Origin of the sequence: Clostridium caldaquaticum, from assembly GCF_023806125.1 — a bacterium.
GTDB classification, from domain to species: domain Bacteria; phylum Bacillota; class Clostridia; order Clostridiales; family Clostridiaceae; genus Clostridium_AT; species Clostridium_AT caldaquaticum.
Genome location: NZ_JAMSKT010000007.1, coordinates 132,358 through 144,117 on the forward strand (window position 1 = coordinate 132,358; position 11,760 = coordinate 144,117).

Annotated in this window: 12 protein-coding genes and 3 tRNA genes; 4 read left to right on the top strand and 11 right to left on the bottom strand. The window is 28.8% G+C overall.

The genetic code is table 11. The features are described from left to right. Positions 1-81 precede the first annotated feature (81 nt). On the top strand, positions 82-1,281 hold the full coding sequence (locus M2651_RS06405; RefSeq protein ID WP_252131521.1) for a pyridoxal phosphate-dependent aminotransferase: 1,200 nt from the start codon (positions 82-84) through the stop codon (positions 1,279-1,281). An 11-nt stretch (positions 1,282-1,292) separates the two neighbouring features. Here M2651_RS06405 and M2651_RS06410 read toward each other — a convergent pair whose 3' ends face one another. The 3 genes from M2651_RS06410 to M2651_RS06420 all read right to left on the bottom strand — a co-directional run bounded on the left by M2651_RS06410 (position 1,293) and on the right by M2651_RS06420 (position 3,216). Next, entirely contained in the window at positions 1,293-2,162 is an 870-nt protein-coding gene (locus tag M2651_RS06410) for a GNAT family N-acetyltransferase (protein ID WP_252131522.1), read from the bottom strand. Between the two features lie 78 nt (positions 2,163-2,240). Beyond that, a complete protein-coding gene (locus M2651_RS06415; RefSeq protein ID WP_491524970.1) occupies positions 2,241-2,924 on the bottom strand; it encodes a spore coat protein in 684 nt (227 codons plus the stop codon). Next, the gene (locus tag M2651_RS06420; protein WP_252131524.1) at positions 2,908-3,216 is read right to left on the bottom strand and encodes a protein kinase family protein; all 309 of its coding nucleotides are present in this window, start codon (positions 3,214-3,216) and stop codon (positions 2,908-2,910) included. Before M2651_RS06420 ends, M2651_RS06415 begins: the two co-directional genes overlap by 17 nt. A gap of 297 nt (positions 3,217-3,513) precedes the next feature. Here M2651_RS06420 and M2651_RS06425 point away from each other — a divergent pair. From M2651_RS06425 to M2651_RS06435, 3 genes are all read left to right on the top strand, one after another. After that, positions 3,514-3,590: transfer RNA gene (locus M2651_RS06425), tRNA-Ile, on the top strand. Between the two features lie 3 nt (positions 3,591-3,593). Further along, positions 3,594-3,668, top strand: a tRNA-Thr gene (locus M2651_RS06430). Between the two features lie 5 nt (positions 3,669-3,673). Continuing rightward, positions 3,674-3,758, top strand: a tRNA-Tyr gene (locus M2651_RS06435). A gap of 79 nt (positions 3,759-3,837) precedes the next feature. Here the strand turns inward: M2651_RS06435 and M2651_RS06440 are convergent. From M2651_RS06440 to M2651_RS06475, 8 genes are all read right to left on the bottom strand, one after another. Further along, positions 3,838-5,751: a bifunctional 4-hydroxy-3-methylbut-2-enyl diphosphate reductase/30S ribosomal protein S1 gene (locus M2651_RS06440; protein ID WP_252131525.1), complete on the bottom strand. Its 1,914-nt coding sequence runs from the start codon at positions 5,749-5,751 to the stop codon at positions 3,838-3,840. Between the two features lie 2 nt (positions 5,752-5,753). Next, positions 5,754-6,425, bottom strand: coding sequence for a (d)CMP kinase (cmk, locus tag M2651_RS06445; RefSeq protein ID WP_252131526.1), 672 nt, complete (start codon positions 6,423-6,425; stop codon positions 5,754-5,756). Between the two features lie 177 nt (positions 6,426-6,602). Beyond that, complete coding sequence (locus M2651_RS06450; protein WP_252131527.1) at positions 6,603-7,832, bottom strand: BaiN/RdsA family NAD(P)/FAD-dependent oxidoreductase; 1,230 nt, start codon at positions 7,830-7,832, stop codon at positions 6,603-6,605. A gap of 135 nt (positions 7,833-7,967) precedes the next feature. Next, positions 7,968-8,846, bottom strand: coding sequence for a MurR/RpiR family transcriptional regulator (locus M2651_RS06455; protein WP_252131528.1), 879 nt, complete (start codon positions 8,844-8,846; stop codon positions 7,968-7,970). Positions 8,847-9,016: 170 nt separating this feature from the next. Then, positions 9,017-9,565: a tRNA 5-(aminomethyl)-2-thiouridylate-methyltransferase MnmM gene (gene mnmM / locus M2651_RS06460; protein ID WP_252131529.1), complete on the bottom strand. Its 549-nt coding sequence runs from the start codon at positions 9,563-9,565 to the stop codon at positions 9,017-9,019. Positions 9,566-9,580: 15 nt separating this feature from the next. After that, entirely contained in the window at positions 9,581-10,291 is a 711-nt protein-coding gene (locus tag M2651_RS06465; protein WP_252131530.1) for a pseudouridine synthase, read from the bottom strand. A 126-nt stretch (positions 10,292-10,417) separates the two neighbouring features. Beyond that, positions 10,418-11,011 carry a hypothetical protein gene (locus tag M2651_RS06470; RefSeq protein ID WP_252131531.1) on the bottom strand — a complete coding sequence of 198 codons (594 nt, stop codon included), beginning with the start codon at positions 11,009-11,011 and terminating at the stop codon, positions 10,418-10,420. A gap of 387 nt (positions 11,012-11,398) precedes the next feature. Beyond that, positions 11,399-11,760, bottom strand: a 362-nt coding sequence (locus M2651_RS06475) for a group II intron maturase-specific domain-containing protein (RefSeq protein ID WP_286207945.1), incomplete at its 5' end; no start/stop codon positions are given.

Here is an 11,760-nt window from a genome sequence, read left to right on the forward strand (position 1 = left end):
AATTGCGTTTAATCTTTAGTCAATTGAATAATTTTACAAACAATACTGCAGTATACTGTGGCTTATTTAAGGAGGATGAATATGAACGTCTCAAAAAGAATACAAAATATGCAATTTTCTCCCATAAGAAAATTAGCTTCCTATGCTGAAATGGCTAAAGAAAAAGGAATAAAGGTTTTTCACCTTAATATCGGTCAACCTGATGTAGTTACACCGCACACTTTTTTTCAGGGAATCAATAGCTTCAATGAAAGTGTTATAAAATATTCCAGTTCTCAAGGAATAGATTCCTTACTAGAAAGCTTTATTAAATATTATAAAGAATGGAACATTAACTTTGAAAAGGACGAACTATTGGTTACAAATGGTGGCAGTGAAGCTCTGCTTTTTACAATAATGGCGGTATGTGATTATGGAGATGAAATAGTAATTCCTGAACCATTTTATACAAACTATAACAGCTTTGCAGATGCTGCAGGAGTTAGGGTAGTTTCTTTTATAACCAAAGCAGAAGATGGATTTCATTTGCCAAATAAAAAAGAAATAATAAGCAAAATAACTTCTAAAACAAAAGCATTACTAATTACTAATCCTGGAAATCCAACTGGAACTGTATATACATATGAGGAAGTAAGAATGTTAGCAGACATCGCAAAGGAATATGATTTATATTTAATAGCAGATGAAGTTTATAGAGAATTTGTATATGATGGTTTACAATATACTTCTGCAATGTATATGGAAGATATATTAGATAGAGTTATACTTATCGACAGCATTTCAAAACGTTACAGTGCTTGTGGAGCTAGAATTGGTTTAGTAGCTTCAAAAAATAAAGAGATTATAAGTCAAATATTAAAGTTGTGCCAATCAAGACTTTGCTGTGCTACACTTGAACAAATAGCAGCCGCTAATTTGATTAATACTCCTAGAGCGTATTTTGAAGAAGTAAGATCAGAATATGAGAATAGACGAAACATAGCCTTTGAAAGTCTTTCTAAAATACCTGGAGTTATATGTAAAAAACCTACAGGAGCCTTTTATATAATAGCAAAGTTGCCTATTGAAGATGCAGATGACTTTGCAAGATGGATTTTAACAGATTTTAATTATGATAATAAAACAGTTATGTTTGCTCCTGCAGAAGGTTTTTACGCAACCAAAGGTCTAGGTAAAAATGAAATTAGATTATCTTATTGCATAAATTCTGAAGATTTAAAATGTGCTATGAATGTATTGTCTATTGCATTAAATACTTATATAGACTTAAAAAATCAATAAAAAATCGGCGTTTATTTAACGCCGTACTCCCACTTATAAATTTCTTTTTCTAAGATAAAACCCAAGCTTTTATATAGATTTAAAGCAATATAATTATCAGCTGATACTTTCAAGTTAACTTCCTTAAATCCATAATCATTTAAAAGCTTAAACAAATAGTTCATTAAAGCTTTACCATAGCCTTTTCCTCTAAATTCTTTTAGTATGCCTAAATTAACTATAGTAGGAATCTGTCCGTTTATGATTATTTGCCCATATCCAATATATTGATTATCTTTTTTAATAAAGATTGCCCCTTTATTAAAGTAGTAGTGTTGAGTCTCATCTAAATACATATCTTCTACAGTAAGAGGCAGTCTTGTTTCATTCTTAAATACCTCATTTTGTATTTTACACCGTATCTCTTCATCTTCCCCTTTTTTTAAAACTTGAAAAATTAAATCCGTGTCTAAAACTTCATATTTATAACCTTCTACCTTTGCACACATTTCAAAAGTTCCTTGAAGCTTTTTAAAGCCAAGTTTCTCTAATACGTCAAAGTTATAGCTATTTTTTTCGCAGCTATATATTAAATTTTTTTTTGACATAAGTGAACGAAGCATAAAATTGTATTTTTGGGAAAAATCATCATTATCTTTTACATACATAGATTTTATAACATTAGTGTTTTTATCATAGCTAGTTGTCCAAATATATCCAATTATTTCATTGCTGTAACATAAAATTTTAATGCTTTTACGAAGTAGAAATTGTTTTAATATATTCATATTATTATAATATTGACAAAAGTCTTCATTTAGATTGTTAAAATGTTTTCTTAAATTATTTAACTTCAAGAATTGATACATATTTCTATTATTTAAAGGAATAATATTAAACATAAAAAAATCCTCTTATAACCTTAATATAAATTCAATTATTAGTATAATTGTTGTAAATGTTTAAGTCAAACAAAAGATTTATTCATTATAATATTTCTCTAGATATTTTAAGTATTCCTCTAAAAAACTTTGTTGTAAATCAATATAGATTAACTGTCGCTTGAGCTTTTTAGTATACTTAGCTTCATCCCACTTTTTCTGTTTAATGTATCTCTTTTTTCCAAGTTTCCAAAATTTTTCAAGAAATATTATTAGTGAAAGCAAAATTTCTAATTGTTCTCTATCTAAAGTATTAATTTTTTCATATGCATCTATTAGTTGTTTAGCTTTAAAAAAACTCCATTTATATGAGGATTTATACATAAGCATTTTAATAAATTTTGCTAAATCATTTATTTGAATATCTACACTTATGTCATCTAATTTTGTTAAATAGTACTTTCCGGTTTTTTTTATTATATCTTTATGACTAAAGCTATTTAAGCATATGCTTTTATTTTCCGTTGCTTTTTTTAAAAATCTATGATAATTTAATCTATTTAAAATATGAAGAGCCGTAATTCCTATATTATAAAACTGCTCTATATGATTATAATAAGCTGCATCAAATTTATTTTTAATACTTTTTTTGTAAATCATCTTTTTGAATTTTTTAAGATCTAAAAGATAGCTGTTAAATATTTTAGTATAATTTTTCGTCTTACTTTTAATTTTTAATTCTCTTAAATCTATTATTTGAGTTAATTTATGAAACTGAGCTATGAGCTAAAAGTATTACATAATTTGTGGCATCATTTATTTCATTGAAATTACATTCTTCTCCATCAATCCATTCCTCAGCATAAAATAAAGACTTTTTAGTTTGTGAAAACAAGTGTCCATTTTTTGTCCTTATATATCTAGGTATGTTAAGAAAATTATTTTTTCTTAAAGCCTCTGCAACTATACTAGCATTTAATTTTTTATATCTAGAAGTATTTAATCTTTTTAAACATAGGGTTCCTAAATTTGTACTTACTCTGTAAGCATTTTTTACTTTTTCTATATCCTTCACATTGAAATTGTATTTATTTAACAAATTATTTATAGTTATATTTTCTTTTAAACTTGGTAAATTTTCAAACGTATCTTTTTTATATCACTCCATATTATCACCTCCTCACAAAAAACTTATGTTTAGTCACAGATACCCTAAAAAGTTAAAAAGAAGAAATATTTTTTTCATTCTGGTTTATTTTAAAACAGCCTCCTAGATTTAATTTATTCACTTAAATTATATTAAAACTAAAATTTTTTATTACTTAATTGTTGACAAAAAAAATATGTTGATATATAATATAAAATGTCTTGTGGATCTTTAGCTCAGTTGGTTAGAGCAACCGGCTCATAACCGGTCGGTCCGGGGTTCGAGTCCCTGAAGGTCCACCATTTGCTGGCATGGCTCAACGGTAGAGCAGCTGACTTGTAATCAGCAGGTTGTAGGTTCGATTCCTATTGCCAGCTCCATTTAAGGAGGAATTCCCGAGTGGCCAAAGGGGGCAGACTGTAAATCTGTTGTCTCTGACTTCGATGGTTCGAATCCATCTTCCTCCACCAAAAGACAGACTTTGTTCTGTCTTTTTATTTTTTGTTTAAACTTATAAAAAAGATCACATAAGTGATCTTTTTTATAAGTTTAAAAATCTTCAACTTCCTTAATGCTTAGGCCTATCTTTTTAGCGTCTTTATCTACCTCAATAATTTTTGCCTTTATAAGCTCACCAACTTTAAGAACATCTTCGGGCTTATTAATTCTTTTATTGCTTATTTGAGAAATATGAACCAATCCATCCACCCCAGGTTCTAGTTCAACGAAAGCACCAAAACTTGCAAACCTAACAACCTTACCAAGTACTATATTTCCTGCTGGATACTTTTCTTCTACATTTGTCCAAGGATTTTCTATTAATTTTTTTATACTTAAGGATAGTTTTTTATTTTCCTTATCAGCCTCAAGAATATAAACCTCTATTTTATCTCCTATTTTTAAAACATCACTTGGCTTATTAATTCTTCCCCAGGATATTTCAGATACATGCAGAAGACCGTCTACACCATTTATATCAATAAAAGCTCCAAAATCAGTAAGTCTTTTAACTTCCCCTGTTACTTTCTCTCCAGATTGAAGTGAAGCCCACGTTTCCTCTTCCTTTGCAATCTTCTCATTCTTTAAAATTTCTCTTCTGGAGGCAACAATTTTAGTTCCTTTTCTCTCCTCTTTATATTCTATTATATTTACTTCCAATTCTTTTTTCACATATTGGTTTAAATCCTCTACATGAAAAAGTTCTACGTGTGATGCTGGAACAAACACTCTAACACCCTTATAACGTGCTACCAATCCACCAGTAACTGCTTCAGAAACAGTTACTATTAATGCAGTCTTATTATCATAAGCTGCTTTTATCTCCTTGTAAGCATTTTCTCTTTCGATCTCAACTCTTGATAAGACTATATATCCATCTTCATTTTTTCTTCTTATAACTTTAGCTTCTATTTCATCACCAATATTGAGTAGCTCTGTAAGTTTAATATTTTCATCCGTTGTAATCTCTTCCTTTGATATGTATCCTTCAGACTTAGTGCCTAAGTCAACGTAGGCTTCTTTTTCATTTAAGGATATAATAGTCCCTTTAACAATTTGACCTACAGATATTGCAACTTCATTTTCTTTCATATACTCAAGCTGCTCATTTACATCTAAATTATTTTCATTATTCATATTAGTAATTACCTCCTCTATAATCCAGTCAGGCGTTGAAGCACCTGCTGTAATACCTATCTTTTTTATATTTTTATGTTTAATAAAATTATCAGGTATTTGACTAAAATTTTCAACATGTATTGTATTTGCACAATTCTGTCTGCATATATCATAAAGTTTAGTAGTATTTGAGCTATTAAATCCTCCAAGAACAATCATGGCATCTACATTCTTTGAAAGTTCCTCAGCTTCTCTTTGTCTAACCTCTGTAGCATTACATATAGTATTAAATGCTACTATTTCTTTACAGTTTTTAACTATATAATTTAACACACTTTCCCAATTTGCCTGCTTTTCGGTAGTTTGAGAAACTACACATACTTTTTTTGAAAGTATTTCTAATTCTGCTCCACTTTTTGCAATTATAGCTTTATTATCACACCATCCGTTAATACCTATAACTTCTGGGTGGCTTTTATCTCCAACTATTACAATAGAATATCCCTTATTAAAATATTCCTTAACCTTTTGCTGTATATTTGAAACATAAGGACAAGTCGCATTTACTATTGTAATACCTTTATCGCTTAAAGTCTTAAGTATCTGTGGAGTAACTCCATGTGATCTTATAATAACCACATCTCCAGACCTAAGTTCACTGACATCTTCTAAATCAATAGGATATACATCATTTTTTTTTAAATGATTTACAACATCTTTATTATGAATAAGCGGACCCAAAGTATAAATTTTTTTATCATACTTTTCTTTAACATTTATCGCTTCATCTACTGCCCTTTTTACACCAAAGCAAAATCCAGCTTTGTTTGCTAATATTATTTCCATAACTATTTCGCTAAATTAGAGCTTCCCCCTTTTGTTATATAACCTGACATTTTATCAACTACTTCTTCAATAGTAAGATAAGACGAATCTATTTCTATAGCATCCTTTGCTTTTGTTAAAGGATTTATTTTTCTATGTGAATCTATATAGTCTCTTTTAATAATTTCATTTAATATTTCCTTATGATTAACAGATATTCCTTTAGAACATAATTCGTCGCACCTTCTCCTTGCTCTTTCTTCTGCACTTGCAGTAAGAAAGAATTTAAAAGAAGCCTCTTTTAAAACTACAGTTCCAATATCTCTTCCATCCATTACAACATTATATTTTTCTGCCATTTTTCTCTGGAGAGCTACAAGCTTTTCCCTTACTTCTGGTATAGCAGCATAATTTGAAACATTATTACTTATAAAAGGCAAGTAAATTTCTTCACTTATATTTTCACCATTTAGTATTAAATCATCATTTTCAAAATGCATTTCCATCTTATCTATTAATTTGAGCAGGTTCTCCTTATCTTCTGGTGAAATATCTTCTTTTATAGCCTTTAAAGTAACAGCTCTATACATTGCACCTGTATTTATGTACATAAGATTAAATCTCTTTGCAAGAAGTTTTGCAATAGTACTTTTTCCTGCACCTGCAGGTCCATCAATGGCCACTGACAATCTCAATTGTATTCCGCCTTTCTAAATAACATATTAGGTATAATTGGGGCAAAAAAGATTATTTATTAGTTTTTTATAACTGGATTATTTATAATAATTTTATTAATCATTAACATAAGTATTCTAGATTAATTGTAAAAAACCTTCTATTTTATTTATAATATTTATTCTTTGAAGCTTATATTAATAACTTTCTCCTAGTTTTGTTCCAGCTAAATATCCAGTTGAAAGTGCTATTTGTATATTAAAGCCTCCAGTATAAGCGTCTACATCCATAACTTCTCCAGCAAAATAAAGATTGTGTATTATTTTTGACTGCATAGTTGAAGGATTTATTTCCTTGATATCTACTCCGCCAGCAGTAACAATAGCTTCTTCGATAGGTCTTAAACCGTTAATAGTTAAAGTGAAATTTTGCAGAAGCTTAACAAGATTTTTTCTTTCATCTCTTGTTATTGAATTTACCTTTTTATCTTCGCTAATTCCCGATAGTCTTATGACAACAGGTATCAATTTTTGTGGAAGCAAATCATCAAGACTGTTTTTAAAGTTTTTGTTAGCATATTTTATAAAATCGCTTTGTATTCTTTTATCTAAATCTTCAAAGCTTAAAGCAGGCTTCAGGTTAATAACTGCCTTAATCTGCTTATCTTTATGAACTACTCCGCTAGCACTTAACACTAATGGCCCAGATATTCCAAAGTGGGTAAAAAGCATTTCTCCAAAATCTCTAAAAAGCACCTTATTATTTTTATTTATTATGCTTAACTCTATATTTTTTAGAGATAATCCCTGAAGCTCTTTAACCCATTCTTCCTTTATGGTTATAGGAACTAGAGAAGGTCTAGGATTAACAATATTATGTCCAAGCTCTTTTGCAAAATACAAACCATCTCCAGTAGAACCTGTACTTGGATAAGACAATCCACCGGTGCAAATTATAAAATAATCTCCTTTAATAATAGATTTATCTTGAAGTTCTATTCCTTCTATAATTTTATTTTTTACAATTAGTTTTTTCACAGTACAATTAAGTCTTATATCTACTTTTTTTCTTCGAAGTTCCCTTTGAAATGCGCTTATAATATCAGAAGATTTATCAGATTCAGGAAATACTCTATCTCCTCTTTCAATTTTCAGCTTTACTCCAAGTTTTTCAAAAAAACTCATAGTATCTTCATTTGTATAACTATAAAGTGCGCTATATAGAAAGTAAGGATTACTAGGAATGTAATTAAAAAAATCATTAATATTTTTTGCATTGGTTATATTGCAGCGTCCTTTGCCAGTAATAAAAAGCTTTTTACCTAGTTTTTCATTTTTCTCAACAAGTATAACATTATGTCTATCTGCAGCTGCAATTGCAGCCATCATTCCTGCAGGACCGCCTCCTATAACTATAACTGTGGACAAAAAATCACCACCATTCTTTTGAATATCTTTTACTATTATAATTTAATATATTAATGTAATTTATTCAATAATAAATGTCAAAAATAACTATCAATAAGGTGCCATCATATTATAATTAAAAATAAAAGAGGATAGTTATTCATCCTCTTTTTCTCTATATGAATATACCTGATATTCTCCCCAAATACTTTCTAAATCACTAAAGGTATTTGAAATTTTTTCTTTTTCTCTTAAACCTACTGCAATAATAAGTGCATTTATTACACTCATAGGTGCAACTAATGAATCAACGAATGAAGCCATATTGCTTTGAGCTATTAATGTGTAGTCAGCTTTCGCAGCAAGAGGAGACAATAAACTGTCTGTTATCGCTACTACTTTAGTTCCTCTGCTCTGTGCAAAGTTTAAAGCCTCAATAGTTCTGGCTGCATATCTTGGAAATCCTATTCCAATAAGCAGATCATTATCTGATATGTTAATCATTTGCTCAAATATATCGCTTATACCATATGCAACTACTTTTACATTATCCAAAATAAGATTTAGATAAAAACCTAAAAACTCTGCTAGAGCAGTTGAACTTCTAAGTCCTATTATATATATTTTTTTTGCATTAAATATACTGTTTACAACTTCTTCAAAAGCTTTATGATTTATTTTTTCAAGGGTAGATCTTATGTTCTCCATATCAGATTTTAACACACCCTTTAGTGCAGTTTCTTCGCTTATTAAATCATTTGACAGTTCGATTCTTTGAACTGTTGTTAATCTTGTTTTTATTAATTCCTGTAGGGCCTTTTGCAATTTTGGATAACCACTAAAGCCTAATTCATTTGCGAACCTTACTACTGTAGATTCACTTACTCCAACACTTGTACCCAATTTAGCCGCAGTCATAAAAGCAGCCTTATCATAATGCTTTAAAATATATTCTGCAATTAGTTTTTGACCTTTACTCATTCTCTGAAATTTCATTTGTATAGTTCGCATCAAATCATGCTTATTTTCTTCCATGTTACTTTCAATCCTTTCTTCACATTTGACAGATAAATGAATTATTTATTTCAGTTTATCATCTAATGAAAATTTTATCAATACAACTTTCAATTTTATTAAAATAAAAATATACTTCAACTTTTATACTGATAAATTTTATAAGTGTTCTAGTATGATAAATTTAAGCTTTAAATACCGTTTTTCTCTACTATTACTAGTAATGGAGATGTGGAGCTTCTATTTATAAAAGAATGCATGAGAACTCCATAATCTTTTTTAGAGAGACTGCTTACAAGGTTTAAAATTGCATCCTTTTCTTTTATACCTTCATCATGTCCAGTGTAGATAGCTATACTCATTATTCCTCCAGGGCATAAAAGATATAATCCTTCCTTTATGCTACTAATTGTACTTTCAGTCTTCGTTGTTATATTTTTGTTTCCTCCTGGCAAAAAACCTAGATTATACATAATACAGCCAACTTCCGTTTTTATGTATGTACTTAATTTTTCATGACTGTCGTTTATTAATATTACATTATCTTTTTTTCTGATTAAATAATTTTCAATAGCAGTTTTCTGAATATCAAAAGAATAGACCTTGTTGAATTTTTCGCATAAAAAATCAGTATCATATCCATTCCCTAGAGTTGCATCTACAGCTATATTAAAATTGCTGCAATAGAAAGAAATTATATTCTGTGCTATTTTACTTATATCTCCGACATATTTAAACATAACATCACCATCATTTTATAAATTTTTCAAATAATCTACTTCTTTTTTTGTTAAGTATCTCCATGTTCCAAGCTTTAAATTACCTATTTTTATTGCACCAATAGAAATCCTTTTTAACTTTATCACAGGATGATTAATTGCACTGCACATTTTCCTAATTTGTCTGTTTTTTCCTTCATGTATAACTATTTCAGCTTCACAGATTTTAGAGCCTTGCTTTAATATTTTAAACTTTGCAGGAGCTGTAATATAACCTCCTATGTCAATACCAGTACAGAATCTTTTAATTTCTTCTTCTAAGGGAATACCATTTAGCTCTGCTATGTAGGTTTTTTCTACTACCTGCCTAGGATGAATAACCTTATTGTAAACTTCTCCATCATTTGTTAGAAGAATAAGTCCTGAGGTATCATAATCCAGCCTTCCAATAGGATAGATTCTTTCATTAACCTTTACTAAATCTAATATTGTACTTCTACCTCTCTCATCTTTAACGGTTGATAGATAACCTACTGGCTTGTTTAAAGCTATATAGAGCTTTCTTTCCTCTAATTTTATTAACTTATCGTCTATTAGAATTTTATCTTTTTCCCTGTCTATTTTATAACCTAATTCTTTTATTATTGTTCCATTAACCTTTACTCTGCCTGAAAGTATTATTTCTTCGCACTTTCTTCTAGAAGCAACTCCACATTCGGCCATGTACTTTTGTAGTCTTTCCAACATAATCTCACCTATTTTATTTAATATTGTCGCTCTATTTTCATATTATAGACCATAAAAACATAATATCCAACTAAATTTATGATATTTATTCAAAAAACTAGGTAGCTACCTAGTTTTAAAATTTTATTATTTCCCTATTTTAATTGGTGTTATAAACCTTTTTTCAACAATTTCAATTGGTATGTTACAGAGCTTTCTATAATATAGCTTATCCTTATGAATAACTCTCCAACCAAAAAGAATAAAAGTTACTGGCTCCCATAGTGCTACCCATCCAATTATAACTAAACTTTCTTTTGCTATTTTTATTATTCTTATATAAGCAAACTTATCAAATATTTCTCCTAATATAAGACAAAGTATTAAAAAAAGAATACCTATAACAAAGTTAATTACCCATTGTCTAAATTGCTGCTTTAGATATATTTCCGTTTCCTTTTGCTTATAGCAAAAGTGACTATGTATGATTTCGGTAACTAACTTTTTATTACATGGTTTTTGATTTTCCTTAATAATAAGCAGCTTTATTTTTTGGCTAAGAGGATAACATTTTATTGATTTAAATAAATATTCCTCTATTTCTTTATTCAAGCATTCTTCTATAGAAGTAGCACTTTCATTGTTTTTTAATATATCTTCTATATTTTTTATATCTATATTTATTTCAATAGTATCCTTTTCTTCATTTTCTATAAATCTCCATTCTTTAGATTTAAACATTACTATTGTCCCCCTAAAAATAGAATCTCATATTGTAATAATAAATTATATTTTTTTAAAATTTACTATATACATAAACATTCCATACTCTAAGAATATTTACTATTTCTAAAAAAAATATTCTAGTGTAAAAATAGAGAGTGCTATTTTTGTTGGAAGCAGTACTAGTATAAATTAAAAACATCATTACTGCTATAATTTGTATTACTTTAATTCAAAAGCTACTGCATAAAAAATTACGAAGAATTTATAATGTTTCAAAAAATTTCCAAGGAAATAATTGTATTAATTTAAAATTTTAATCGAGTAGGAGCTGAATAATTATTTTATTCAGCGTCCTCTCACACCACCGTGCGTACCGTTCGGTACACGGCGGTTCAATAGAAATTAATGTGCACATGAATAAATCTCAGATATTGAAACCAAACCTATTTCTTTGAGGTATTTTTTGGTTAATGCTCTGGATAATATAGGGCTGTTGGATATTCTCCAATAGCCTTTTCTTGTGTTTGCATATTCCCACGCTTTATTATTGGAAATTCCTAATCTTAAAAGATTATCATGTTTAGTCTTAATCTTTTTCCACTGTTTCCAAAAGCACATTCTTATCCTTCGTCTTAACCATTCATCAAGTATTTTAAGAATATTTTTCATATCAGCGATAGCAAAATAGTTTACCCATCCTACTATTGCCTGTTTTAGTTTTAGAAACCTGTATTCCATTTTCATTGCGTTACTTCTTGAAGTTA